The organism is Sphingomonas bacterium, from assembly GCF_903643035.1.
Classification (GTDB): domain Bacteria; phylum Pseudomonadota; class Alphaproteobacteria; order Sphingomonadales; family Sphingomonadaceae; genus Sphingomonas.
This window is the reverse complement of sequence record NZ_CAHJWW010000003.1, coordinates 14,327-38,896: the sequence shown is the minus strand read 5'-3', so window position 1 is coordinate 38,896 and position 24,570 is coordinate 14,327. Positions and strand designations below refer to the sequence as shown.

The following is a 24,570-nucleotide window of genomic DNA, read 5'->3' as shown; positions in this document are numbered from 1 at the left end:
ACCGGACCGGCGCTGGCCCGCGCGCTCGACGCCTATGACGCGGCGTGCTCCGTCGCCGGCGCGGCGCGGCCGCTCTCGATGGCGGCGGAGTCGACGGTGCTCGAGCTTTCCGCGCTCGTCGCGCGACTGGCGAGCGGCGGCCGGTCCGGCTAAGGCGATCGGCATGGCCGACCCCTTCTACGTCACGACCGCGATCAGCTATCCCAACGGGCGTCCCCACATCGGCCATGCGTACGAGGCGATCGCCGCCGACGCGATCGCGCGCTTCCAGCGGCAGGCCGGGCGCGACGTGCGCTTCCAGACCGGCACGGACGAGCATGGCCTCAAGATGATGCAGGCGGCCCGCGCACGCGGCATCCCGACAGGGCAGCTCGCGGACGAGATGAGCGCGCTGTTCCGTGCGATGGACGACCGCCTGGACATCTCCTACGACCGGTTCATCCGCACCAGCGAGCCCGCGCATCACGCCGCCAGCCAGGCGATCTGGCGCGCGATGGAGGCGGCGGGCGACCTGTACCTCGATCGCTACGAGGGCTGGTATTCCGTCCGCGACGAGGCATTCTATGCCGAGGACGAGCTGGTGGCGGGGACAGGGGACGGCGCGGGCGAGAGGCTGTCGCCGCACGGCACGCCCGTCGAGTGGACCGCGGAGGAGACATGGTTCTTCCGCCTGTCCAGCTATCGGCAGAGGCTGCTGGACCTCTATGCCGCCAACCCGGACTTCATCCGCCCGGACGCGCGACGCAACGAGGTGATGCGTTTCGTGGAAGGGGGACTGACCGATCTGTCGGTGTCGCGCACCAGCTTCGACTGGGGCGTGAAGGTGCCGGGCAGCCCGGATCACGTCATGTACGTGTGGGTCGACGCGCTGACGAACTATCTCACCGGGGCCGGTTATCCCGACGCGCCGGACGAGCTGGCGCGCTGGTGGCCCGCGGACCTGCACCTGATCGGCAAGGACATCGTCCGTTTCCACGCGGTCTACTGGCCGGCGTTCCTGATGTCCGCCGGCCTGCCGCTGCCCGGAAGCGTGTTCGGCCATGGCTTCCTGCTCCAGCGTGGGGAGAAGATGAGCAAGTCGCTTGGCAACGTCGTCGATCCGGTCGATCTGGCGGATGCCTATGGCGTCGATACGCTGCGCTATTTCCTGTTGCGCGAGGTGAGCTTCGGCCACGACGGCAGCTGGTCGCCCGAGGCGATCGTGACCCGCGCCAACGCCGAGCTGGCCAACGCGTTCGGCAATCTGGCGCAGCGCACGGTGTCGTTCATCGCCAAGACCCTGGGCGGCGAGCTGCCGGGCAGGGGACGGGCGGAGCCGATCGACGGCGCGCTGATCGAGGAGGTGACGCTCGCCTGCGCCGGCTTCAAGGCCGCGTTCGGCGATCTTGCGCTGAGCCAGGGCATCGAGATCTGGCTGCGCGGCGTGGTCGCCTGCAACCAGTATATCGACACCGCCGCCCCCTGGGCATTGCGCAAGACCGATCCCGAGAGGATGCACGCGGTGCTGCGCACGCTGGTCCGCGCGATCCGGGCGCTCGCGATCACGATCCTGCCGGTCGTGCCGACCTCCGCCGCTCGCATGCTCGATCAGATCGGGGCGGAGGCCCGCGACCATGCGGCGATCGACGATGACGACTGGTACGACCGCCTTGGCGCCAGCGAATTCCGGATCGCGGCACCGACACCGGTGTTCCCGCGGCTCGACATGCCCGCGGAGCCCGCCTGATGCTCGCCGATAGCCATTGCCACCTGAACTACGAGGGCATGCTGGAGCGCCAGCCCGAGGTGCTGGCCCGTGCCCGCGCGCGCGGCGTCACCGCCATGCTCAACATCTCGACCCGCGAGCGCGAGTGGGATGCGGTGATCGCCACCGCCGAGCGCGAGCCCGACGTATGGGCGACGATCGGCATCCACCCGCACGAGGCGGACGAGCATCCGGAGGTCGGCGCCGGGTGGTTGGTCGCGCGCGCGGAACATCCCAGGGTCGTCGGACTGGGCGAGACCGGCCTCGACTATCACTACGACCGTTCGGATCGCGACAGACAGCGTGCGAGCTTCCGGGCGCACATCGCCGCCGCGCGCGAGACGGGCCTGCCGATCGTCGTCCACACCCGCGACGCGGAGGACGACACGGCCGCGATCCTGGCCGACGAGATGGGGAAGGGCGCCTATACCGGGGTGATCCATTGTTTCACCGCTACCGGAGACTTCGCGGACAAGGCGTTGGCGTTAGGGCTTTATATATCCATCTCAGGCATCGTGACGTTCAAGAACGCCCGCGATCTGCAGCAGACCGCCGCCCGCCTGCCGATCGACCGCTTGCTGGTCGAGACCGATGCACCGTTCCTCGCACCGGTACCTCATCGCGGCAAGCTGGGGGAGCCGGGCTTCGTGGCGGATACCGTCGCCTTCCTCGCGACGCTGCGGGGCGAGGACCCGGCGATGCTGGCGGAGACGACCGCGCGCAACTTTCATCGGCTGTTCGCCAGGACGACGGGCGAGGGGGCGACCGCCGCATGAAGATACGGATCCTCGGCTCGGGCACCTCGTCGGGAGTGCCGCGGATCGGCAACGACTGGGGAAGCTGCGACCCTGCCGAGCCGCGCAACCGCCGGACCCGTGCGTCGGTGATCGTCGAACATGCCGGCACGCGCATCCTCGTCGACACCTCGCCGGATCTGCGCGAGCAGCTGCTCGCCGCCGATGTGGATACGGTCGACGCGGTGATCTGGACCCACGACCATGCCGACCACGTCCATGGCATCGACGACCTGCGACAGGTGTTCCACGCGCTGGGCCGACCCGTCGACGGCTATGCGAGGCGACGGACGATGACCGTCATCACCGAGCGGTTCGGCTATGTCTTTAGGGGGATGGAAGGTTATCCTCCGGTCGTGTCGCAATCCGTCCTGCCCGATCGGCTGAGGATCGGCGGCATCGACGTGGCCGTGGTCGACCAGCCCCATGGGAACATCACGTCCGCCGGGCTGCGGTTCGAGGCCGATGGCCAGGCGATCGGCTATGCGACCGACTTCCACGAGCTGACCCCCGCGATGCGCGCGCTCTACACCGGACTCGACATCTGGGTGGTGGATGCGCTGCGTCGCCGGCCGCATCCGTCGCATCCCACATTGGCCGCGGTACTGGGCTGGATCGACGAGTTGCGCCCGGGCCGGTCAGCACTGGTACACATGGACCAGTCGATGGATCACATGACGCTCGTCGCCGCGCTGCCCGACGGGGTGGCGCCGGGCTACGACGGACTGGAGATGACGTGCTGACCGGCCACACGAATACCGACCTCCTGCTCTATGCGCTGTTGCTCGTCCTGCCGATCTCGGCGCTGGTGGCGCGGCGCGTGCCACTGGTACGCATCGTGTTCTCGCTGGCGTCGTGGGCGCTGATCTTCGGGCTCGGCCTGATGCTGATCGGCCAGCGCCAGCGGTTCGATCCCTATATCGCGCGGATCGCGAAGGCGCTGAACCTGGAGGACCAGAGCGTCGTCGGCAACGAGGTACGCATCCGCATGAGTGCCGATGGCCATTTTTGGGCGCGCGCGAAGCTGGACGGCGTGTCGCGGCGGCTGCTGATCGACAGCGGCGCGACGATGACCGCCTTGTCGAGCGACACGGCCGACGCCGCCGGGCTGGACGTCAAGGCGAGCGCGTTCCCGATGCTGATCCGCACCGCCAACGGCACGATCGCGGCCAAGACCGCCACCGTGGGCAGGCTGACGCTCGGCGACATCCGCGCGAGCGACCTGCCGGTCGTCGTCTCGCCGGCGTTCGGCGACACCGACGTTCTGGGCATGAACTTCCTGTCGCAGCTGAAGTCGTGGCGGGTGGAGGAATCGACGCTGATCCTGGTTCCGCATCACCCCGAACGTCGCAAATCGACCGCAGACTTTACATAATATCTATTATCGGATCGAGAGCTGGCCATGGTCGAACGTCTGGTCTCCATCATGGCGCGGCTGCGCGACCCCGAGCATGGCTGCGAGTGGGACCGCGCGCAGGACTTCCGCAGCATCGCGCCCTACACGATCGAGGAAGCCTATGAGGTCGCCGACGCGATCGAGCGCGGCGACATGGCCGACCTGAAGGACGAGCTCGGCGACCTGCTGCTCCAGGTCGCGTTCCACAGCCGCATCGCCGAGGAAGCCGGGCTGTTCGCGTTGCCGGATGTGGTCGACGCGGTCAGCGACAAGCTGGAGCGCCGCCATCCGCACATCTTCGGCCCGGATGCTGCGGGTGCCGCGACGCCCGGCTTCTGGGAGGCGATCAAGGCCGAGGAGCGCATGGCGAAGGACGACCCGAGCGCACTGGCGGGCGTGGCGCTTGGGCTGCCGGCGCTGAGCCGGGCGGAGAAGCTGCAAGGACGCGCGGCGCGCACCGGCTTCGACTGGCCCGATGCGACCGGGCCGCGCGCGAAGATCGACGAGGAACTGGCGGAGGTCGAAACGGCCACCTCGCACGAGCACCGGGCCGAGGAGATCGGCGACGTCCTGTTCTCCGTCGTCAACTGGGCGCGGCACCTGGGCGTCGATCCCGAAGCGGCGCTGCGAGGAGCGAGCGCGAAGTTCGAGGCGCGGTTTCGGGCGATGGAGGCGGAGGCCGGAGCGGGGTTCGCCGCCCTCGATCTCGCGGGGAAGGAGCGGCTGTGGGCGCAAGCGAAGAAGCCGGGAGCGGGTGAGTAGCCCCCAGCCCGCATTAGCGGGTGAGTAGCCCCCTGCCCGCATCGCCGCTGCGGCCTGTCGTCCCGTCGACAGCATCCGGCCATCGTCGATCCTGATGCTCGAGCAACCAATCGGATCGTCGTCAAGAATCGATGATGCCCGACAAGCCCGCCAGAGGACTCCACGAGTCGATCCATGCGGACAGCTAGTAGGCATCGAGCCATTGCCCGATCGACTCTCCTGCCCCTCGCGCGGGTATCTGGCGCGCGACGGGGGCACTCCGCTCCCCTCCCACACTCTCCCGTCACCGGGTACGGGTCACGAACCGTTCGTGATCGCGCGCCGCCAGTCGCACATCATATGCGACGTGATCGTCCATCGTCTCCTGCCCCAGCACCTCGCCATGCGCATGCAGCCAGGCCGCCCCCGCCCCGTCGGCCGCGTCGAGTTCGATCCGGTATCGCCGGTGTCCCTGCGTCAACTGCTCGGCGACGGTGCGCAGAAGGACATCCACCCCCTCCCCGGTCAAGGCCGAGATCGCCGTCACGTCCGCTCGCCGCGCCGCCTCCGCGAGAAGGCCGTCATGACGTTCGGGGTCAAGCAGGTCGAGCTTGTTCCACGCCTCGATCCGCGGCGTCGTCTCGTCGACGCCGATCTCCGCCAGCACCGCCTCGACGTCGACACGCTGCGCTTCGCTATCGGGATGCGCGATGTCGCGGACGTGAATCAGCAGATCGGCGGAAACGACTTCTTCCAGCGTCGCCTTGAACGCCGCGACGAGCTGGGTCGGCAGGTCGGACACGAAGCCCACCGTGTCCGACACGATCGCCTTGTCGAGGCCGGGCAGTGCGGTCTGCCGCAGCGTCGGGTCGAGCGTCGCGAACAGCAGGTCCTCGGCCATCACCGCCGCGCCCGTCAGCCGGTTGAACAGCGTCGACTTGCCCGCATTGGTGTAGCCGACCAGCGCGATCACCGGCCACGGCGCCTTCTGCCGTCGCCCGCGATGCAGGCCGCGGGTGCGGGTGACCTGGTCGAGCTCCCGGCGCAGCTTCGCCATACGGTCGCGGATCAGCCGCCGGTCGGCCTCGATCTGCGTCTCGCCCGGGCCGCCCAGGAACCCGAAGCCGCCGCGCTGACGCTCCAGATGCGTCCAGCTGCGCACCAGCCGCCCGGCTTGGTAGTCGAGATGCGCAAGCTCAACCTGCAACCGCCCCTCGGCGGTCGCGGCGCGCTCGCCGAATATCTCAAGGATCAGCCCGGTGCGATCGATCACCTTGGAGCCCAGCGCGGTCTCCAGGTTGCGCTGCTGGATCGGCGAAAGCGCGGCGTCCACGACGACGAGGCTCGCCTCGTTCTGTCGCACGGTGACGGCAAGTGCCGCCGCCTGCCCCGATCCGATCAGCGTCGCGGCCCTCGGCTGGCGCACCCGCAGCGCGACGCGGTCGACCACCTCGACGCCGATCGCTCCCGCCAGACCCGCCGTCTCGGCGAGCCGCGCGTCCGCATCCCGGCTGGCGCCGCCGCGGTCGGGAAGCACGACGATCGCGCGGGCGCCACGGGCGAACTCGTCGCGATCTCGATCAAAGCCGCTGGCGGTATTTGGGTCGGTCAATCCTCCTCCACTCCCGCCTGCTCCTCGGCGAGGTTGAGCGGACGCGCCGGCTGGATCGTCGACACCGCATGTTTGTAGACGAGCTGCGACAAGCCGTCGCGCTGGAGCAGCATGCAGAACAGGTCATAGGCGGCGACATAACCCTGCAGCATCACGCCGTTGACGAGGAACATCGTGACGCTGTCGTCGGAGCGGGTGACGGCGCCGAGGAACACCTCCTGAAGCCCGCGGTGCTTGCCGCCGGACGCGACGAGCGGATCGACGATCGCGCTGGTGTCCATCTGGCCCGCGGGCATGATCGTCGAGATGGCGTGCTTGTAGATCAACTGGGATTGGCCGTCGCGGCGAAGCAGGACGGAGAAGTTGTCGAACCAGGTGACGATGCCCTGGAGCTTGACGCCCTTGACGAGGAACATCGTGACGGGCGTCTTGGCGCGACGCAAGGTATTCAGGAACAGGTCCTGGAGCGAGGTCTGCTTGTCGGCCATCGGCGGCCCCTTGTTGGCGGATTGTTGCCCGCGAATGCGTCGTTGTCCCGACGTCGGATGCGGATCGTACCGAGCCCGCTGCGATGAAATAGGACCGCAGGCGCATGGAATCCAGCGTCTTGCGGTATTTATGCCGCCGCCGTCACTCCTCGCGCGTCTCGTTGATGCCCAGCAGCTTCAGCTTGCGGTGAAGCGCGGAGCGTTCCATGCCGATGAAACTCGCCGTGCGGCTGATGTTGCCGGAGAAGCGGCGGATCTGGACGCGCAGATACTCGCGTTCGAAGGTCTCGCGCGCCTCGCGCAGCGGCGATCCCATGATCGTCGACGGCGGGCTCCCCGCCTCCGGCGCTGCGCCCAGCACGTCTGAAGGCAGCAGGTCGAGATCGATGCGCCCGATGCGGTCGCCCGGCGCCAGGATGATCGTCCGCTCGACGACGTTGCGCAACTGGCGCACGTTGCCCGGCCAGTCGTAGCCTTGCAGCGCGACCATCGCGTCGGGTGCGACGTCCGGCGTGCGCACCCGACGTTCGGCGGCATAATGGGCGACATAATGCTGGACGAGCGGCGGGATATCCTCGCGCCGGTCGGCGAGCGGCGGGATCGCGACCGGCACCACGTTCAGACGGTAGTAGAGATCCTCGCGGAACCGCCCTTCCGTGATCTCGACGGTCAGGTCACGCGAAGTGGCGGACAGCACGCGGACGTCGACCTTAACGACGCGGGCGCCGCCGACCCGGGTGAAGCTCTGCTCGGTCAGGACGCGCATGATCCTTGCCTGGGTGGCGACCGGCATGTCGGCGATCTCGTCGAGGAACAGCGTTCCGCCATGCGCCTGCTCGAGCAGGCCCGGGCGCACGACGCCCCCCTCCTCCGTCCCGAACAGCTCCTCCTCGACGCGCTCCGGCGTCATCCGCGCGGCGCTGACGACGGTGAAGGGCGCGGTCGCGCGCTGGCTCCACCCGTGGAGCAGTCGCGCCGCGACCTCCTTGCCGACGCCGGCGGGACCCATCACCAGCACCCGGCTGCCGGTGGACGCGACCCGCTTCAGCGTCGCGCGCACCGCATTGATCGCGTTGGACGTCCCGGTCAGGTCCATGTCGCGGCCGGCCGATACGCGCAACGTGGCGAGTTCCTGGCGCAAACGGTCGGTCTCGGTCGCGCGCTCGACCAGCAGCAGCAGTCGTTCCGCCTCGAACGGCTTCTCGATGAAGTCCGATGCGCCGCGCCGGATCGCCGCCACCGCCGTGTCGAGATTGCCGTGACCCGAAATCACCAGCACCGGCAGCGACGGATCGCGCCGCTTGATCTCGTCAAGCAGATCCAGCCCGTCCATCCGCGATCCCTGTAGCCACACGTCGAGCAGCACCAGCGAGGGCCGCCGGTCGGCGATCGCGTCCAGGGCGGCATCGCTGTCGGCAGCGACACGGGCGGTATAGCCCTCGTCCTCCAGCACGCCGGACACGAGGTCGCGAATGTCGAGTTCGTCGTCGACGACGAGGATGTCGAGCGCCATGGGGATCAGATCCGGGTTCGTGTCAGCGGGGCGAGCGCCGCGCCGTCATACAGGCTGTCGTGGGCTTCGCCGGCATCCGTGTCGAGCGGCGTCTCCAGCCCGGCGAGCATCGCGGCATCGAAATCGAGCGTCACGATCGTGCCGCCGCCGGGGCGGTCGGTGAAGCCGATGGTGCCGCCGTGTTCCTCCACGATCTTCTTGACGATCGCGAGCCCCAGCCCGGTCCCCCGCGCGCGCGTCGTCATATAGGGCTCCAGGATGCGATCACGCTCGGCGGGCAGGCCGACGCCGCTGTCGGCGACCTCGATCCGGGTGCGGCCGGCCATGTCCTCCAGCGTCATCGTGACCGTGCCCGCATCCGCTTCGGCCGCCTCCACCGCCTCCACCGCGTTCTTGACGAGATTGGTCAGTGCCTGGCCGATCTGGCGGCGGTCGCAGACCATGACGGGACCGGGATCGTCATGGATCAGGCGGAAGCGAACGCCCGGATGCGCGACCTCGTGCAGGAACATCGTCTGGCGTGCGATGTCGACCAGCGGCTCGGGCCGGAAAACGGGCTTGGGCATCCGCGCGAAGGACGAGAACTCGTCGACCATCCGGCGAAGGTCGCCGACCTGGCGCACGATCGTCTCGGTCAGCCGACCAAAGGTCGTATCGCCTTCCTCGACGGTGCGGCCATAGCGGCGCTGGAGCCGCTCGGCGGCGAGCTGGATCGGGGTGAGCGGATTCTTGATCTCGTGCGCGATGCGGCGGGCGACGTCGGCCCAGGCCGCACGACGCTGATCCTGCAACTGTTGCGTCACGTCGTCGAAGGTCAGGATCGGGCCTGCGTCCGCGCGCACGATCCGCACCGCGAGCGTGCGCAGCTCGGTTCCCGCCTGCACCTGCACCACCGCCTCGCGCGCCGCGCCGTTGAGCAACCGGTCGAGCTCACGGGACACTTCCACCAGCGGGCGACCGACGGCGGCCACATCGCCCCCCACCTTGTCGACGTCCAGCAGCTGAGATGCCGAGCGGTTGATGATGCGGATCGTCCGGTCGTCCGCCACCGAGATCACCCCCGCCGACACGCCGCCCATGACCGCCTCCGTCAGCGCGCGGCGGCTGTCGAGCTGTTCGTTCGCGGTGACGAGCGCGGTGTTCTGCTTCTGGAGCCGCCCGGTCATTTGGTTGAAAGCGCTGGCCAGCGTGCCGACCTCGTCGCGGGTGCGCGGCGCGGTGACGCGCGCGGTCAGGTCGCCGCCCTCGACCCTGCGCGCGGCGTCGACCAGTTCGCCGATGGGACGCACCAGCCTGTCCGCGACCGCAAGTGCGATCCACACGCCGATGCCGATGATGACGAGCGAAAGCGCGAGCAGCGCCGCGTTGAACTCCAGCTGCAGCGTACGCGAACGCGACTGGAGCGCGCGATAGTCGGCCAGTATCGCGTCACCGCGTCGCAGCAGCGCGGCGAGCTGTTCGTCGAACACGCGCGAGGCATAAAGGTAGGAACCGCCATCGTAGGCCAGAGGCACGATCGCCCCTATCCGGTCGCGGCTCTGGACGATGACCACCCTGGACCCGTGCCGGAACTGCCCGAGCATCCGCGCGGTGACGACGTTGGTCATCGGGCGATCGGAAGGATTGAGCACGGCCAGCGGCTTGTCGGGGTCGTTGGCGGCGAGGATCATCGCTTCCGACAGCTCGCGCCTCAACGTCTGGAAGACCAGCCCTTTCTGGAACCGCTGGCTCTCGATCGGACTCTCTTTCAGATAGCCGCCGATGTCGCCGCTCATCGCATTGGTCTCGGCGACCACGGAGTGCAGCTCGCGCTGGAAGTTTCCCCGCACCAGTTCGCGCGCGTTGGCGACCATCGCCCGCGCCCGGCTACTGGAGGAGAACTCGATGCCATATTGGAAAAGCACCGAGGCGACGAGCGCGACCAGCAGCATCGGCACCGCCGCCATGACGGAGAACAACGCCACCAGCCGGACGTGCAGCTGCCCCTCGCCCCCGACCGGCGAGCGCGCCGCGCGCCGACGCGCGATGCGGCGGCCAAGCAGGATGATCAGCGCGACGCCCGGAACGAGATTGCCGACCAGCAGCAACGCGACCAGCCCCTGCGACATCAGCCGCTCGGCGCGCACCTCTCCTGCGATCACGAAATAGCTCGTCACCGCGATCGCGGCGGCGAGCGCAAGCACGCCCGCCTCCATCAGCGGCGTGACGGTGAAGCGCCGCGACATCATCGAGGGATCGGAAACGGGCTGCATGCCGGCGATCATCCGCAACACGATACACAAGCGGTGTGGCCGCGAAAACACATAGTTGACGTCGCGCCGTCTAGGCTGCCGTGGCCTTGCGCCCCGTGCCGTCGATGCCGAGCGAGTCGAGCCGCTTGCGCAGCGTGTTGCGATTGATGCCCAGCGCCCTGGCCGCGCGAAGCTGATTGCCGTTGCACCGGGCGAGCATCGCCTCGATCAGCGACCGCTCCGCCTCGCCGATCACCTGATCGTAGAGCGAGCCGTCCTCCAGCGCGGCCGGCCGCTCGCGCGCAAGCCGTGCGATGCGCGCCCGTATCGCATGGGCGATGTCGGGGTCTTCGGCGCCGACCCGATCGTCAGCCGTCCGTTCGATCCCGAGGGGCTCGCGGCGGCCCAGCATCGCCGCGATGTCGCCGGCGCCGAGCCGCTCGTCACGGCTCAGCACCGCGAGGCGCCGCATCAGGTTCTCCAGCTCGCGCACGTTGCCGGGCCAGTCGTGGGCCTCCAGCGCGGAGACCGCCGCGTCCTCCAGCGTCTTGCGCGGCAATCCCTGCGCCGGCGCGGAGTCCAGGAAATGGCGCGCGAGCAGCGCGACGTCGCCTTGCCGCTCGCGTAGCGCCGGCATCGCGATCGGGACGACGTTCAGGCGGTAGAACAGGTCCTCGCGGAACAGCCCTGTCGCCACCTGCGCCGTCAGGTCGCGGTTGCTCGCCGCCAGCACGCGCACGTCGGCGCGCAGCGCGCGGGCGCCGCCTACCGAGGTGAACTCGCCTGATTGCAGCACGCGGAGCAGACGGGTCTGCGCGTCGGTCGGCATGTCGCCGATCTCGTCGAGGAACAACGTGCCGCCCGCCGCCTGCTCGAACCGGCCGGCGGCACGGCTCGCGGCGCCGGTGAAGGCGCCGCGCTCGTGCCCGAACAGCTCCGCCTCGATCAACTCGCGGGGGATCGCGGCCATGTTGAGCGCGACGAACGGCGCCGCCGCGCGCGGCCCCAGGTCGTGGATTGCGCGCGCGACCAGTTCCTTGCCAGTCCCCGACTCGCCCGTGATCAGCACGGTCAGATCCGTCGCCACCACGCGCGCGATCGTGCGGTAGACATCCTGCATCGCCGGGGACCGGCCGATCAGCGGCAGACCCTCCTCGGGGCTTGCGACACCGCTCGAGGCGCCATGCCCGCCACGCGCCAGCGCCGCCGCTACCGATCGCGTCAGCATGTCGAGGTCGAACGGCTTGGGCAGGTAGTCGAACGCTCCCGCCTCCGTCGCGCGCACCGCGGTCGACAGCGTGTTGCGCGCGGAGAAGACGATCACCGGCAACTCGGGATGGCTGCGCGCGACCGCCGCCGCCCGCTCCAGTCCGTCACCATCAGGCAGCACCACGTCGGTCAGCAGCACGTCCGGTCGCTCACGGGCGAGTGCCGCATCCAGTTCGCGCAGCGTCGCCACGGCCGTGACCTCGTGCCCGGCGCGACGCAACGCCTGAGCCACGACGGTGCGGATCGCGCGATCGTCGTCGACCACCAGGACGTGCGAACCGCCCTCGCTCATGCCGCGCGCGGCAGCAGCAGGCGGAAGACGGTCATCTGCGGATACCCCTCGCGCGCGTGATGGACGATGCCGCCCATGTCGCGCACCAGCTTGTCGACCAGCGCCAGCCCCAGCCCGCGACCTTCCGGTCGGCCGGACACGAACGGATCGAACAGATGGTCGGCGATGTCGGCAGGCGCGCCCGGACCGTCGTCCAGCACCGCGATCTCGATCGGCAGCCGTTGCGGCGCGCGACCGAGCGCTGCGCTGGTGACGCCATGGCGATAGGCGGTCGCCAGCACGATCCGCCGTGCCGCCTGGCCCTGCGTCGCCTCGGCGGCGTTCTTCATGAGGTTCAGCAGCACCTGGATCAGTGCGTTCCGGTTCGCGAGCGCGGCCGGCAGGGACGGATCGAACCGTTCCTCTACGACGACGTCGCGGGCGAACCCGGCACGCGCGATCCGCGTGACGTGATCGAGCACGGGATAGATGTTCTCGGGCGCGATCGGCAGCGGGCGGGTGTCGGTGAAGTCCTCCATCCGGTCGATCAGCCCGACGATGCGATCGACCTCGTCGATGATGAGACGCGGCAGCTCGCCCTCTCCCAGCAGCTGCGCCGCGCCGCGAATTCCCGACAGCGGGTTGCGGATCTCGTGCGCCAGCATCGCCGCCGCGCCGATCGCGGCGCGCGTGCCGGGCGCGCGGTCGAACTGGCGCGGGCTGGTCGCATGCAGCGTGACGAGCCGCCAGCCGGGCTGGTCGGGCAGCGCCGCCTCGGCGACATCCGCCCGCAACCGGATGCCGCGCGCCGTCTCGATCACGGTATCGAACGCGGCGAAGTCCTCCGCGCGATCGGGAACGCCGGGCAGCACCGCCGCGAGCGCCTGGCCGCGCAGGCCACGATCGGACCAGTTGAGCAGCAGCTCGCCGGCGGGATTGACCCGTCTGATACGACCGTCGGGGTCGACCAGCATCGCCGTCACCGGCAACGCCGCGAACAGGTCCGCATCCGGGATGGCGGGCGGGCGATCCGGACGCGCCGCTGTCATCTCAGGCCGCATCCTGTCGGCGCCAGGGCGCGTAGAACTCCGCCAGCATCGCGCGCACCACCGCCGGATCGGGCTCCTGGTTCACCCGGTTGCGGAACTCGGCCGATCCGGGCAGGCCGCGCGTGTACCAGCCGATGTGCTTGCGGGCCATGTTGACGCCGGTCGTGATGCCGTAATGCTCGAGCATTTCCTCGTAGTGGCCGGCGATCGCGCGATACTGCTCGTCGAGGTCCGGGTCGGGAACCGGATGCCCGGTCTCCAGCCAGCGCATCACCTGGCCGAGGAGCCACGGCCTGCCATAGGCGCCGCGCCCGATCATCACGCCGTCCGCGCCCGACTGGGCCAGCGCGGCCGCGGCATCCTCGGGCGAGCAGATGTCGCCGTTGACGATGACCGGTATCGTCACCGCCTGCTTGACGCCCGCCACGAAGCGCCAGTCGGCGGCGCCCTTGTACATTTGGTTGCGGGTGCGACCGTGGACAGTCACCATCCTTACCCCCAGGTCCTCGGCGATCCGCGCCAGCTCGGGCGCGTTCAGGCTGTCGTGGCACCAGCCCATCCGCATCTTGAGCGTGACGGGCACCGACACCGCGCGAACCGTCGCGGAAACGATCGCGGCCGCGAGCTTCAGGTCACGCATCAGCGCCGATCCCGCGTCCCCGCTCGTAACCTTGCGGACCGGGCAGCCCATGTTGATGTCGACGATCGCCGCCCCGCGATCCTGCGACAGCTTCGCCGCCTCCGCCATCTCGTGCGGGGTGCAGCCGACGAGCTGCATCGACACCGGATCCTCGACCGGGTCCCAGGCCCATTTCTGCAACGACTGCCGCGTCTCGCGGATCGCGGCCTGGCTGGCGATCATCTCGGTGACGTTCAGCCCCGAGCCATAGCGGCGGACGAGCGTGCGGAACGGCCGATCCGTGACGCCGGTCATCGGCGCCAGGATCACCGGCGTATCGATCCGCACGGGACCGATCCGAAGGGAAGCTAGGGTCTGGTTCATATGCCTGAAAAACGGGCAGTACGGGATCGACTTCTCGTGGGCAAGGCTGGCGGGCGGGCGCGGCTTCGTCTAGACGCTCGCGGATGAGCAAACCTCGCACGGTGGCGCTGTTGATGGCCGCCGGCCGCGGCGCTCGGATCGGCGGCGACGTCCCCAAGCAATACAAGACGATCGGCGGCAAGGCGATCGTCGCGCACGCGTTCCGCGCATTGGCCCGTCATCCCGCCATCGACGAGGTGGTGGTGGTGACGGCCGACGATCAGCGCGCGTCCCTCGCCGCTGCGCTCGGCGAGCCGGCAGCGATCGTGACCGGCGGCGTCCTGCGGCGACAGTCGGTCGAGAAGGGCCTGGCCGCGCTGGCTGACGATCCCCCGGCGCGCGTGCTGATCCATGACGCCGCTCGGCCGTTCGTGCCGGGCGCGGTGATCGACCGGCTGCTGGCGGCGCTCGGCTCCCATGCGGGCGCGATCCCGGTGCTCCCCCTCGTCGACACGCTCGCGCGCTCGGACCGGGTCCTCGGCGACCTGCGGCTCGGCGACACCGTCGACCGCGACGCGCTGTATCGCGTGCAGACGCCGCAGGCGTTCGTGTATGAGGCGATAGTGGCCGCTCACCGCTTGTGGCCGACGGACCGCGATGTCACGGACGATGCGCAGATGGTACGGGACGCGGGACAGGACGTGGCCATCGTGGCCGGAGACATGATGCTGGACAAGATCACCCACCCGCAGGACATCGCCGCAGCGCAGGCGCGGCTCGACAGTGCGAGCGAGACCCGGATGGCGACCGGCTTTGACGTGCATCGGCTGGAGGCGGGTGAGGATTTGTGGCTGGGGGGCGTCCTCATCCCGCACGACCGCGGGCTGTCCGGGCACAGCGACGCGGACGTGGCGCTCCACGCGCTGACGGATGCGCTGCTCGGCACGATCGCGGCGGGCGACATCGGCACGCACTTCCCGCCAAGCGACCCGCAGTGGAAGGGCGCTTCGTCCGACCGGTTCCTGCGTCACGCCGCAGCCCTTGTCGAGGCACAGGGCGGCGCAATCGTCTTCGTGGATCTTACCCTGATCTGCGAGGAGCCGAAGATCGGCCCGCATCGTGCCGCGATACGCGCCCGCATCGCCGCGCTGCTGGAGCTGGACGAGGCGCGCGTGAGCATCAAGGCGACCACCACCGAACGGCTTGGCTTCACCGGACGCGGCGAGGGCATCGCCGCCCAGGCCTGCGCCACGGTCCGGCTTCCATCGGCGGGAGTTGGCACCGCGTGAGGCGCCGGACCTTCATCGCGGCGCTGCTGGCCATTGCCCTCGCGCCTGCGCCAGCCTCCGCCGCACCCTGCCTGACCGCGCCCGAGGCCGAGTCGATCGCGCTGGTGGCAATGCCCGAGATCATCCGCGAGACCGGCACGATCTGCGTCGACCGGCTTCCGCCCGCCAGCCTGATCCGCCAGCGGCAAGGTGCATTCATCGACCGGTTCGACGCCGCCGCGGCGCGGGCCTGGCCCGATGCGCAGGCAGCGATCGTGAAGCTCAGCGACCCGATGGTGCAGACGCTGCTCCAGTCCGACTACGCCCGCCCGCTGCTCGTCACGCTGCTGGTGCCCCAGCTCGTCGGGCGGATCGACACCGGCGACTGTGCCATGATCGACCGGCTCGTGACCGAGCTCGCCCCGCTGCCGCCGCGCAACGCCGCGGGCGTGGTAGTGACTGCGCTGCAATATCTAAAGGCGCAGAAGGCGAAGGGCAAATCGGTCAGCGTGCCCAACCTTCCGCTTTGCGCGGAGCCGCGATGAGCGTTCGAGGAACGATCCTGCCGGCGGAGCTGGTCGCCGCCGCGATCCGCGTCGTGGAGGCGAACCGGGCTGCCGGGCGCCGGATCATTACCGCGGAGAGCTGTACGGGCGGGCTGGTCGCAGCGGCGCTGACGGAGGTCGCGGGCTGTTCGGATGTGGTCGAAGGCGGGTTCGTCACTTATTCCAACGAAGCGAAGCGCGGTTTCCTGAAGGTAAGCGAGGACGTGCTCGACACGTTCGGCGCCGTCTCGATCGCGACGGCCTGGAGCATGGCGCAGGGCGCGCTCGCGCGGTCGGACGCCGATGTGGCGGTGGCGATCACCGGCGTCGCGGGACCAGGCGGCGGTTCCACGAAGAAGCCGGTCGGCACCGTGGTGTTCGCGCGCGCCCAGCGTGGCGATGATCCGGGGGAAGTCGTAGCGGACGTGCGCCAGTTCGGCGATCTCGGCCGTGGCGGCATCCGGTTTCAGGCGGCGCTGTGCGCGCTCGACCTGTTGATGCCGGATCGGTCGGACACGCCGCCCGACTCCTTGCCGTAAAGCGCCTTCGCGCGTTCCTCGAACGCCCCGATCATCCGGCGCAGCGCGCTTCCGAACACCTGGCCGGCGATCGTCTCGAACAATCGGTTCTTGAACTGAAAGGCGACCGCGAAGTCGACCCGGCAGCCGCCATCACCATCTGGCGCAAACGCCCACTCGTTGCGCAGGAACTTCAGCGGTCCGTCTACGTAATCGACGTGTATGCTGCCCGGCCGCTGCTTCTCCACCTTCGACGTGAAGCTCTCGCGCAGACCCTTGAAGCCGACGATCATGTCGGCGACCATCTGCACGGGGGAGTCGGAACGGACCCGGGCTGCATTCACCCAAGGTAGGAACTCGGGATAGCGGGTAACGTCGGCAACGAGGTCAAACATCTGCTCCGGCGTGTAGGGCAGGCGTCGCGTCTCGCGATGTTCGGGCATCAGCGCGCCAGTTTCAACTCGCGGGCGGCTCGCAGCCGCGCGAAGTCCTCACCGGCATGGTAGCTGGACCGGGTGAGCGGGGACGAGGCGACAAGCAGGAACCCCTTGGCGCGGGCGATCTGCGCATAGGCGTCGAACGCCTGCGGAGTGACGTAATCCGCTACCTTGGCATGGCGTGGAGTCGGCTGGAGATACTGTCCCATCGTCAGGAAATCGATATCGGCGGAGCGCATGTCATCCATCACCTGATGAACCTCCAGCCGCTGCTCGCCCAGTCCCATCATCACGCCGGACTTGGTGAAAATGGACGGATCATGGCGCTTCACGCTCTCGAGCAGCCTTAGAGAAGCGTAATAGCGCGCACCGGGCCGGATCGTCGGATAGAGCCGCGGCACCGTCTCCAGGTTGTGATTATAGACGTCGGGCCGCGCGGCGACGATCGACTCGACTGCCGATTGCGCCTTGTTCCGAAAATCGGGCGTCAGTATCTCGATCGTCGTGCGAGGCGTGTTCCGTCGCAACGCCTCGATCACCTTGACGAACTGCGACGCGCCGCCGTCAGGCAGGTCGTCGCGATCGACCGAGGTTATGACGATATGCTCCAGGCCCATCTCGGCGGCGGCGGTGGCCGTATGCTCAGGCTCCAGCGGATCGACCGCACGTGGCATACCGGTCTTGACGTTGCAGAAGGCACAGGCGCGAGTGCAGGTATCGCCCAGGATCATCACCGTCGCGTGCTTCTTGGTCCAGCACTCGCCGATATTGGGACAAGCCGCCTCCTCGCAAACAGTGGCAAGCTTCAGGCGGCGCATCAGCGCCTTGGTCTCCGCGAACCCGGTCGAGGTCGGGGCCTTGACGCGGATCCAGTCGGGCTTGCGCTCCCGGGGGGCGCGCGCCAGCGGCGTCATGTCGTTCATGGTTCGAAGATAGCGGTCGGCACGGGCCAAGACAATGCCGCAGCCAGCGCGGCTTGCCGTATTCGCGCTTCGGCGATAGGGGGCCACGCCCCAGACGCGGCCGGATCGGCGTCGCGCGGCGGGAGAGGAGGCATCCATGGCAAAGGCCGACATCCAAGCCCTGTTCACGACCTGGAACGAGGCCCTACAGACGCGGGATCCGGATGCGGTCGTTTGCCTGTACGGCCCCGACGCGATCCTGTTGCCGACCTTGTCGAACGAGGTGCGACATAACCACTCGGAAATCCGAGACTATTTCACGGCGTTCCTCGCCAAGCGACCCCGCGGCGTCGTGAACGAGTCCAACGTCCGAGACTATGGGGACGTCGCGATCGATTCGGGCGTGTACACGTTCGACCTCACGGTCGACGGCGCGACGACGCAGGTGCCATGCCGCTTCACCTTCGTGTACCGCCGAGGCCCCGACGGATGGAAGATCGCCGAGCACCATTCGTCTGCGATGCCCGAATAGACGCGCACGCTGCTCGGACGGACGAGGATCGCCTACCCCGCCTTGGGCGCCACCGCCCGGTCGAGCTCCGCCGCGCCCGCGGGCGCCTCCGCCGTCGACCGGAGGTGAAGCTCGCGCAGCTGCTTGGGCGTCGCCACGTTCGGGGCTCCCATCATCAGGTCCTCCGCGCGCTGGTTCATCGGGAACAGCACCACCTCGCGGATATTGGGCTCGCCCGCCAGCAGCATGACGATCCGGTCGATGCCGGGGGCCGAGCCGCCATGCGGCGGCGCGCCATATTTGAAGGCGTTTATCATACCGGCGAAGTCGCGGTCGACGTCCTTTCGCGTGTAGCCCGCGATCTCGAACGCCTTGTACATGATTTCCGGCCTGTGATTGCGGATCGCGCCCGACGACAGCTCCACGCCGTTGCACACGATGTCGTACTGGTACGCCAGGATATCCAGCGGGTCCTTGTCCTCCAGCGCCGCCATCTCGCCCTGCGGCATCGAGAACGGGTTGTGGCTGAAATCGACCTTGCGGTTCTCCTCGTCCCATTCGAACATTGGGAAGTCGACGATCCAGCAGAACTCGAACCGGTCGGGGTCGATCAGGCCGAGCTGCTCGCCGACGCGGGTACGCGCGAGCCCGGCGAGCCGCGCAGCCTGGGCCGCCTTCCCCGCCGCGAAGAACAGCCCGTCGTCGGGGCCGAGGCCGAGCGCGTCGGCCATCGCGGTCATCCTCGCCTCGCCGTGGTTCTTGGCGATCGGGCCACCCCACTCCCCGCCCTTGCGTGTCGCGTAGCCGAGCCCGGCGAACCCCTCTCCCTGAGCCCAGCTGTTCATGTCGTCGAAGAACTTGCGGCTGCGGTCGGCCGTGCCGGGCGCGGGGATCGCGCGCACCACGTCGCCCGCCTCGACGATCGAGGCGAACCGGCCGAAGCCCGAGCCGGCGAACTGATCGCTCACGTCCGAGATTAGGATCGGGTTGCGCAGGTCGGGCTTGTCGTTGCCGTAGCGCAGCATCGACAGGGCATAGGGGATGCGCCGGAACGGCAGCGGCGAGACGTGCCGCGCCCCGCCCCGCCCCTTGGCCTCGCGCCAGCCGGCGAACTCCTCGAAGATGCCGTGGAGCACCGGCTCGATCGCGGCGAAGACGTCCTCCTGCGTCACGAAGCTCATCTCGAAATCGAGCTGGTAGAACTCGCCGGGCGAGCGGTCGGCGCGGCCATCCTCGTCGCGGAAGCACGGCGCGATCTGGAAATAGCGGTCGAACCCCGCGACCATCAGCAGCTGCTTGAACATCTGCGGCGCCTGCGGCAGCGCATAGAACCTGCCGGGATGGACGCGGCTGGGCACCAGATAGTCTCGCGCGCCCTCGGGCGACGAGGCGGTCAGGATCGGCGTCTGGAACTCGGTGAAGCCCTGGCCGATCATCCGCTGGCGGATCGAGGCGATCACCGCCGACCGCAGCATCAGATTGGCGTGCAGCCGCTCGCGGCGCAGGTCGAGGAAGCGATAGCGCAGCCGGATGTCCTCGGGGTATTCGGCCTCCCCGAACACGGGCAGCGGCAGTTCCTGCGCGGCGGACTGGACCGTCACGCCGGTCGCGAACACCTCGATCTCGCCGGTCGCGAGAGCGGGGTTCACCGTCGCCTCCGACCGGCGCTTGACGGTGCCGTCGACCGTCACGACCGACTCGACCCTCAGCTGCTCCAGCACGGGTAGCATCGGCGAGTCGGCGTCGGCGACGATCTGCGTGATCCCGTGATGGTCGCGAAGGTCGACGAACAGCAGCCCGCCGTGATCGCGCTTGCGATGCACCCATCCCGACAGGCGGACACTCTCGCCGACGGCGTCGGCGTCTAGCGCGGCGCAATGGTGGGTGCGGTAGGCGTGCATGATCGTTCTCTCTTCTTCGTCACCCCGGCCTTGAACCGGGGTCCCGCGTCTTCGGGCGGGACGGCTGGACAAAGCGGGAGCTCGGGTCAAGCCCGGGGTGACATGGTGCAAGGCATCTTTGTCAACCCGCCGCCGGCCCGCTATGCCGCCCCCATGCACATCCACCCGCTCGTCACCGATACCGCCACCCTTGCCGATCTATGCGCCCGCTGGGCAAAGGCCGGCTTCGTCACCGTCGATACCGAGTTCATGCGCGAGAGCACGTTCTGGCCGCTGCTCTGCCTGATCCAGGTCGCCGACGAGCATGAGGCGGCCGCCATCGATCCGCTCGCGCCGGGGCTGGACCTCAAGCCGCTGCTCGACCTCCTGGTCGACAACGAGGACGTGCTGAAGGTCTTCCACGCCGGCGGGCAGGATCTGGAGATCGTCTACAACCTGACGGGCAAGACGCCGCACCCGCTGTTCGACACGCAGGTGGCGGCGATGGCGCTCGGCCAGGGCGAGCAGATCGGCTATTCGAACCTCGTCGACAGCTGGCTGGGCATCACGATCGACAAGGGCGCGCGCTTCACCGACTGGGCTCGCCGGCCACTCGATGCGCGGCAGATCGAATATGCGATCGGCGATGTCACACACCTCGCGGCGATCTTCCCCAAGATGCTCGCCCGGCTACGCAAGACGGGGCGCGGCGCCTGGCTGGACCAGGAGATGGAGCGGCTGGGCGACCCCGCCAACTATGCCAACGACCCCGACGAGGCTTGGAAGCGGGTGCGCGTGCCCTCCCGCAAGGCGGACGTGCTCGGCCGGCTGAAGGCGCTCGCCCGCTGGCGCGAGCTGGAGGCCAGGGGCAAAGACCTGCCACGCGGACGCATCGTCAAGGACGAGACGCTCGCCGACCTCGCCGGCCATTTCCCGCGCCGGCAGGCGGACCTCGCCAAGGTGCGCGGACTGTCGCCGAACTGGGCGACCAACGACATCGGCGGTCGGCTGATGGCCGCGCTGGAGACCGCCGCACCGATGGCCGCCGACGAGCTGCCCCCGCGCGAGGACCGCAAACCGGGGCTCGGCAAGGACGGCGCGCTGGTCGCGGACCTGCTGAAGCTGCTGCTGAAGATCCGCGCTAAGGAGATCGACGTCGCGCCGCGCCTGCTCGCCCGTTCCGACGAGCTGGAATCGCTGGCCGCGGGGCAGCGCACGGGGCTCGCGATGCTGGAGGGATGGCGCCACGACCAGTTCGGCCGCGACGCGCTAGACCTGGTGGAGGGAAGGCTGGCCTTTGCGGTGAAAGACGGCCGGCTGGCGATGACGCGGGCGGAGTAACGACCCGTCACGGGGGAGCTGTTTGGTGGTCATCCCGCTCGAACGGGCGACGCGAGGTGAAGCCGGCGCGCTGGCACGCAATACCCCTTTGCCCTATATCGGATTACCCATGGCCACTGTCCTTCCCTCCCCGCCGCGTGTCGGCATGGTATCGCTCGGCTGTCCCAAGAACCTGGTGGACTCCGAGCGCATCCTGACGCGGCTGCGCGCCGACGGCTATGCGATGAGCGCCGACTATGCCGGCGCGGACGTGGTGCTGGTCAACACCTGCGGCTTCCTCGACAGCGCCAAGGAGGAGAGTCTGGAGGCAATCGGCGAGGCGGTCGCGCAGAACGGCCGCGTCATCGTGACGGGCTGCATGGGGTCCGAGGCGGAGACGATCCGCGCGCGCTTCCCCGGCGTGCTGGCGGTGACGGGGGCACACCAGTACGAACAGGTGGTGACGGCGGTGCACCAGGCGGCGCCGGCCACACGATCGCCGTACCTCGACCTCGTGCCGGGCGGCGCAGTCGAACAGACCGACCTCAAGCTCACGCCGCGCCATTACAGCTACCTCAAGATTTCGGAGGGCTGCAATCACCGTTGCTCCTTCTGCATCATCCCGTCCCTGCGCGGCGACCTCGCCAGCCGGCCGCCCCATGCGATCCTGCGCGAGGCGGAGAAGCTGGTGGCGGCGGGAACGCGCGAGCTGCTGGTCATCAGCCAGGACACCAGCGCCTATGGCCTCGACCTGCGCCACGCCGACTACCCGCTGAAATCGGGCGGAGCGGTCCGGGCGCACATGACCGACCTGTCGCGCGAACTCGGGCGGATCGTCGCCCAGGTGCAAGGCTGGGTCAGGCTCCACTACGTATATCCATATCCGCACGTCGACCACGTCATCCCGCTGATGGCGGAAGGGCTGGTGCTGCCGTATCTCGACATCCCGTTCCAGCACGCGTCCCCCGCCGTGCTGCGCCGCATGAAGCGGCCGGCCAACGATGCTAAGGTGCTGGAACGCATCCGTGGCTGGCGCGGCATTTGTCCCGACATCGCGATCCGCTCGACCTTCGTCATCGGTTTCCCCGGGGAGACCGAGGATGATGTGGCGTACCTGCTCGACTGGCTGGACGAGGCGCAGCTCGATCGCGTCGGCGCGTTCCGGTTCGAGCCGGTGGCGGGCGCCGCGGCGAACGATCTCCCCGATCCGGTACCGGAGGCGGTGAAGGAGGAACGCTACGCCCGCGTGATGGAGAAGACGGCTGCGATCAGCGCCGCGAAGCTCCAGCGCAAGGTCGGCCGCACCCTGCCCGTCATCATCGACGAGGTCGGCGAAGAGGGCGCGACGGGCCGAAGCCAGGCCGACGCGCCCGAGATCGATGGCCAGGTCTTCCTACGCGACGCCGGCCATCTGACGGTCGGCGAGATCGTGTCGGTCGAGATCGAGGACGCCGACGAGCACGACCTCTATGGAGCGCCGGTCGCGGATTGGTGATCAGTCGAGCTCGGATCGCGACCGTCACGCGCCAGTTGCAAGCCGGCTGTCCTGCCCCGGTGATTTCTGCCATCGTCGACGTCATGTCGCCAATGCCCTCCCGCCCATGCCCGAACTTCCGGCCCGCCCGATCCGTGAGGAGCGCGCAAGACGAGGCGAGAGGGTCGCCTTTCCCCACGCGTGTCCGTTTCATCCGCCGGTTCCTTCCCGCACTGGCGCTTCTCACCCCTGCAACACTCGCGGCGCAGGCGATCACGCCTGCCGAATCGGCGAGGATCGACGGGATCGTCGCCACCGCGCTCGCCAGGACCGGCGTTCCGTCCGCCTCCATCGCGGTGGTGCGCGGCGACCGGCTCGTGTTCACGCGCGCCTATGGCAAGGCGTCGGAGGCGATCCCTGTCGCGACGCCCGCGCTGCCATACCAGATCGCGTCGATCTCCAAGCAGTTCACCGCCGCCGCGATCCTGCTGCTCGCCCGCGACCGCAAGCTGAGCCTTGACGACACCGTCGCGAAATACGTGCCCGGCGTGACGCAGGGCGATCGGATCACGATCCGCCAACTGCTGTCGCACACGTCGGGGCTCCAGGATTACTGGCCACAGGACTATGGCTTTGCCGACATGGCGCGGCCGACCACACCCCAGGCCATCGTCGCCCGATGGGCCAGGAAGCCGCTCGATTTCCAGCCCGGGACGCAATGGCAGTATTCGAACACAGGCTATGTCGTCGCCGGGCTGATCGTGGAGCGCGTGGCGGGCGAACCGCTGCTCGCCTTCCTCCAGCGGCGCGTGTTCCGGCCGCTGGACATCCGCGCCGTCGATCAGGACCTGGCGACCGGCGCAGGCTATCCGCAAGGCTATGAGCGGTTCGCGCTAGGCCCCGTCCGCGTCGAGCGGCCGGCGGCGCACGGCTGGCTGTTCGCGGCCGGCGAGCTGGCGATGAGCGCGAGCGACCTCGCCAAATGGGACATCGCCCGCATCGATCGGACGCTGCTCTCGCCGGCGGACTGGCAGGCGCAGGAGACCGCGATCAAGCTCGCCGACGGGCCAGACAAGGGGAAGGATACCGGCTACGGCCTGGGCGTGGACGTCGGCGTCAACCGGGACGGGCGCCGCTTCGTCGAGCATAGTGGCGAGGCGGTCGGGTTCCTGACGGAGAACATCGTCTATCCCGACGATCGCGCGGCGGTGATCGTCTTCACCAACGCCGACTTCTCCGACGCGTACAAGGGCATCGCCGCGAGCGTCTACAAGGTCGTGCTGCCCGCTCCCGCTCCCGCCGCCGGGCTGGACGACGCCATGGCCGCGATCCACGCCCGCGCGGTGTTCGATGCGTTGCGCGCCGGTACGCTCGACCGGTCGACGATGACTGCGAACTCGAACTTCTACTTCACGCCGACCGCTCTCGCCGACTATCGGGCGAGCCTTGGTCCGCTGGGCAGGCCCACCGGCTTCGAGCCGACCGGCCCGGCGAAGCTGCGCGGCGGGTTCGTCAACCGCAACTACCGCGTGACCTATCCTGGCCGGACGCTCGCAATCGTCAGCTATGCCGAGCCAGGCGCGGGCGGGAAATACGAGCAGTTCCTCGTGATGCCCTCCAGCTGA

22 protein-coding genes are annotated in these 24,570 nt (G+C 69.0%); 12 read left to right on the top strand and 10 right to left on the bottom strand.

Going from position 1 to position 24,570, the window contains the following annotated elements:
* Positions 1-163 precede the first annotated feature (163 nt).
* From metG to mazG, 5 genes are read left to right on the top strand one after another with little or no spacing between them, the layout of a single operon-like run.
* Positions 164-1,726: a methionine--tRNA ligase gene (gene metG, locus HUV01_RS00615; protein WP_174296388.1), complete on the top strand. Its 1,563-nt coding sequence runs from the start codon at positions 164-166 to the stop codon at positions 1,724-1,726.
* Positions 1,726-2,520 (top strand): TatD family hydrolase, encoded by a 795-nt coding sequence (locus HUV01_RS00610; protein ID WP_174296387.1) that lies wholly within the window; start codon positions 1,726-1,728, stop codon positions 2,518-2,520. The genes metG and HUV01_RS00610 overlap by 1 nt, the downstream gene beginning before the upstream one ends.
* Positions 2,517-3,281, top strand: coding sequence for an MBL fold metallo-hydrolase (locus HUV01_RS00605; protein ID WP_174296386.1), 765 nt, complete (start codon positions 2,517-2,519; stop codon positions 3,279-3,281). The genes HUV01_RS00610 and HUV01_RS00605 overlap by 4 nt, the downstream gene beginning before the upstream one ends.
* The gene (locus HUV01_RS00600) at positions 3,278-3,913 is read left to right on the top strand and encodes a retropepsin-like aspartic protease family protein (protein WP_174296393.1); all 636 of its coding nucleotides are present in this window, start codon (positions 3,278-3,280) and stop codon (positions 3,911-3,913) included. The genes HUV01_RS00605 and HUV01_RS00600 overlap by 4 nt, the downstream gene beginning before the upstream one ends.
* A 27-nt stretch (positions 3,914-3,940) precedes the next feature.
* The gene (gene mazG, locus HUV01_RS00595; protein WP_174296385.1) at positions 3,941-4,696 is read left to right on the top strand and encodes a nucleoside triphosphate pyrophosphohydrolase; all 756 of its coding nucleotides are present in this window, start codon (positions 3,941-3,943) and stop codon (positions 4,694-4,696) included.
* 283 nt (positions 4,697-4,979) lie between these two features.
* Here mazG and hflX read toward each other — a convergent pair whose 3' ends face one another.
* The 7 genes from hflX to dusB form a co-directional block, all read right to left on the bottom strand.
* Positions 4,980-6,287, bottom strand: a complete 1,308-nt coding sequence (gene hflX, locus HUV01_RS00590; protein ID WP_174296384.1) for a GTPase HflX — start codon at positions 6,285-6,287, stop codon at positions 4,980-4,982.
* Positions 6,284-6,886, bottom strand: coding sequence for an RNA chaperone Hfq (gene hfq, locus HUV01_RS00585; protein ID WP_438827131.1), 603 nt, complete (start codon positions 6,884-6,886; stop codon positions 6,284-6,286). Before hfq ends, hflX begins: the two co-directional genes overlap by 4 nt.
* A 31-nt stretch (positions 6,887-6,917) precedes the next feature.
* Entirely contained in the window at positions 6,918-8,288 is a 1,371-nt protein-coding gene (gene ntrX, locus HUV01_RS00580) for a nitrogen assimilation response regulator NtrX (RefSeq protein WP_174296382.1), read from the bottom strand.
* A gap of 5 nt (positions 8,289-8,293) precedes the next feature.
* Positions 8,294-10,540: a sensor histidine kinase NtrY-like gene (locus HUV01_RS00575; RefSeq protein WP_254606280.1), complete on the bottom strand. Its 2,247-nt coding sequence runs from the start codon at positions 10,538-10,540 to the stop codon at positions 8,294-8,296.
* A 70-nt stretch (positions 10,541-10,610) separates the two neighbouring features.
* Positions 10,611-12,080 (bottom strand): nitrogen regulation protein NR(I), encoded by a 1,470-nt coding sequence (gene ntrC, locus HUV01_RS00570; RefSeq protein WP_174296381.1) that lies wholly within the window; start codon positions 12,078-12,080, stop codon positions 10,611-10,613.
* A complete protein-coding gene (locus HUV01_RS00565) occupies positions 12,077-13,108 on the bottom strand; it encodes a two-component system sensor histidine kinase NtrB (protein WP_174296380.1) in 1,032 nt (343 codons plus the stop codon). The genes ntrC and HUV01_RS00565 overlap by 4 nt, the downstream gene beginning before the upstream one ends.
* 1 nt (position 13,109) lies before the next feature.
* Positions 13,110-14,111 carry a tRNA dihydrouridine synthase DusB gene (gene dusB / locus HUV01_RS00560; RefSeq protein ID WP_174296379.1) on the bottom strand — a complete coding sequence of 334 codons (1,002 nt, stop codon included), beginning with the start codon at positions 14,109-14,111 and terminating at the stop codon, positions 13,110-13,112.
* Between the two features lie 83 nt (positions 14,112-14,194).
* Here dusB and HUV01_RS00555 point away from each other — a divergent pair, with 83 nt between their 5' ends.
* Genes HUV01_RS00555 through HUV01_RS00545 form a run of 3 tightly spaced genes read left to right on the top strand, consistent with a single transcriptional unit; the run spans position 14,195 to position 16,442 of the window.
* On the top strand, positions 14,195-15,379 hold the full coding sequence (locus HUV01_RS00555; RefSeq protein WP_174296378.1) for a bifunctional 2-C-methyl-D-erythritol 4-phosphate cytidylyltransferase/2-C-methyl-D-erythritol 2,4-cyclodiphosphate synthase: 1,185 nt from the start codon (positions 14,195-14,197) through the stop codon (positions 15,377-15,379).
* Positions 15,376-15,903, top strand: coding sequence for a hypothetical protein (locus HUV01_RS00550; protein WP_254606279.1), 528 nt, complete (start codon positions 15,376-15,378; stop codon positions 15,901-15,903). The genes HUV01_RS00555 and HUV01_RS00550 overlap by 4 nt, the downstream gene beginning before the upstream one ends.
* A complete protein-coding gene (locus HUV01_RS00545) occupies positions 15,900-16,442 on the top strand; it encodes a CinA family protein (RefSeq protein ID WP_174296377.1) in 543 nt (180 codons plus the stop codon). The genes HUV01_RS00550 and HUV01_RS00545 overlap by 4 nt, the downstream gene beginning before the upstream one ends.
* Here the strand turns inward: HUV01_RS00545 and HUV01_RS00540 are convergent.
* Both HUV01_RS00540 and lipA read right to left on the bottom strand, forming a co-directional pair.
* Positions 16,370-16,864, bottom strand: coding sequence for a type II toxin-antitoxin system RatA family toxin (locus HUV01_RS00540; protein WP_174296376.1), 495 nt, complete (start codon positions 16,862-16,864; stop codon positions 16,370-16,372). The genes HUV01_RS00545 and HUV01_RS00540 overlap by 73 nt on opposite strands.
* Positions 16,864-17,781: a lipoyl synthase gene (lipA, locus tag HUV01_RS00535; protein WP_174296375.1), complete on the bottom strand. Its 918-nt coding sequence runs from the start codon at positions 17,779-17,781 to the stop codon at positions 16,864-16,866. The genes HUV01_RS00540 and lipA overlap by 1 nt, the downstream gene beginning before the upstream one ends.
* Positions 17,782-17,917: 136 nt before the next feature.
* On the opposite strand from lipA, the gene HUV01_RS00530 reads away from it, so the two are divergent.
* On the top strand, positions 17,918-18,292 hold the full coding sequence (locus tag HUV01_RS00530) for an SgcJ/EcaC family oxidoreductase (RefSeq protein ID WP_174296374.1): 375 nt from the start codon (positions 17,918-17,920) through the stop codon (positions 18,290-18,292).
* 32 nt (positions 18,293-18,324) lie between these two features.
* On the opposite strand, the gene aspS is transcribed toward HUV01_RS00530, so the two are convergent.
* Positions 18,325-20,172 (bottom strand): aspartate--tRNA ligase, encoded by a 1,848-nt coding sequence (gene aspS, locus HUV01_RS00525; protein ID WP_174296373.1) that lies wholly within the window; start codon positions 20,170-20,172, stop codon positions 18,325-18,327.
* Between the two features lie 153 nt (positions 20,173-20,325).
* Between aspS and rnd the strand changes: the two genes are divergently transcribed.
* From rnd to HUV01_RS00510, 3 genes are all read left to right on the top strand, one after another.
* The gene (gene rnd, locus HUV01_RS00520; protein ID WP_174296390.1) at positions 20,326-21,492 is read left to right on the top strand and encodes a ribonuclease D; all 1,167 of its coding nucleotides are present in this window, start codon (positions 20,326-20,328) and stop codon (positions 21,490-21,492) included.
* A 109-nt stretch (positions 21,493-21,601) separates the two neighbouring features.
* Positions 21,602-22,966: a 30S ribosomal protein S12 methylthiotransferase RimO gene (rimO, locus tag HUV01_RS00515; protein WP_174296372.1), complete on the top strand. Its 1,365-nt coding sequence runs from the start codon at positions 21,602-21,604 to the stop codon at positions 22,964-22,966.
* Positions 22,967-23,100: 134 nt separating this feature from the next.
* Positions 23,101-24,570: a serine hydrolase domain-containing protein gene (locus HUV01_RS00510; RefSeq protein WP_254606278.1), complete on the top strand. Its 1,470-nt coding sequence runs from the start codon at positions 23,101-23,103 to the stop codon at positions 24,568-24,570.

Bases quoted from the DNA above. Each gene is read 5' to 3' on its own strand.
- metG (WP_174296388.1), top strand. From the start codon at position 164: ATGGCCGACCCCTTCTACGTCACGACCGCGATCAGCTATCCCAACGGG.
- HUV01_RS00610 (WP_174296387.1), top strand. From the start codon at position 1,726: ATGCTCGCCGATAGCCATTGCCACCTGAACTACGAGGGCATGCTGGAG.
- HUV01_RS00605 (WP_174296386.1), top strand. From the start codon at position 2,517: ATGAAGATACGGATCCTCGGCTCGGGCACCTCGTCGGGAGTGCCGCGG.
- mazG (WP_174296385.1), top strand. From the start codon at position 3,941: ATGGTCGAACGTCTGGTCTCCATCATGGCGCGGCTGCGCGACCCCGAG.
- ntrX (WP_174296382.1), bottom strand. From the start codon at position 8,288: ATGGCGCTCGACATCCTCGTCGTCGACGACGAACTCGACATTCGCGAC.
- HUV01_RS00575 (WP_254606280.1), bottom strand. From the start codon at position 10,540: ATGCAGCCCGTTTCCGATCCCTCGATGATGTCGCGGCGCTTCACCGTC.
- ntrC (WP_174296381.1), bottom strand. From the start codon at position 12,080: ATGAGCGAGGGCGGTTCGCACGTCCTGGTGGTCGACGACGATCGCGCG.
- HUV01_RS00565 (WP_174296380.1), bottom strand. From the start codon at position 13,108: ATGACAGCGGCGCGTCCGGATCGCCCGCCCGCCATCCCGGATGCGGAC.
- dusB (WP_174296379.1), bottom strand. From the start codon at position 14,111: ATGAACCAGACCCTAGCTTCCCTTCGGATCGGTCCCGTGCGGATCGAT.
- HUV01_RS00555 (WP_174296378.1), top strand. From the start codon at position 14,195: ATGAGCAAACCTCGCACGGTGGCGCTGTTGATGGCCGCCGGCCGCGGC.
- HUV01_RS00545 (WP_174296377.1), top strand. From the start codon at position 15,900: ATGAGCGTTCGAGGAACGATCCTGCCGGCGGAGCTGGTCGCCGCCGCG.
- HUV01_RS00540 (WP_174296376.1), bottom strand. From the start codon at position 16,864: ATGCCCGAACATCGCGAGACGCGACGCCTGCCCTACACGCCGGAGCAG.
- lipA (WP_174296375.1), bottom strand. From the start codon at position 17,781: ATGAACGACATGACGCCGCTGGCGCGCGCCCCCCGGGAGCGCAAGCCC.
- HUV01_RS00530 (WP_174296374.1), top strand. From the start codon at position 17,918: ATGGCAAAGGCCGACATCCAAGCCCTGTTCACGACCTGGAACGAGGCC.
- aspS (WP_174296373.1), bottom strand. From the start codon at position 20,172: ATGCACGCCTACCGCACCCACCATTGCGCCGCGCTAGACGCCGACGCC.
- rnd (WP_174296390.1), top strand. From the start codon at position 20,326: ATGCACATCCACCCGCTCGTCACCGATACCGCCACCCTTGCCGATCTA.
- rimO (WP_174296372.1), top strand. From the start codon at position 21,602: ATGGCCACTGTCCTTCCCTCCCCGCCGCGTGTCGGCATGGTATCGCTC.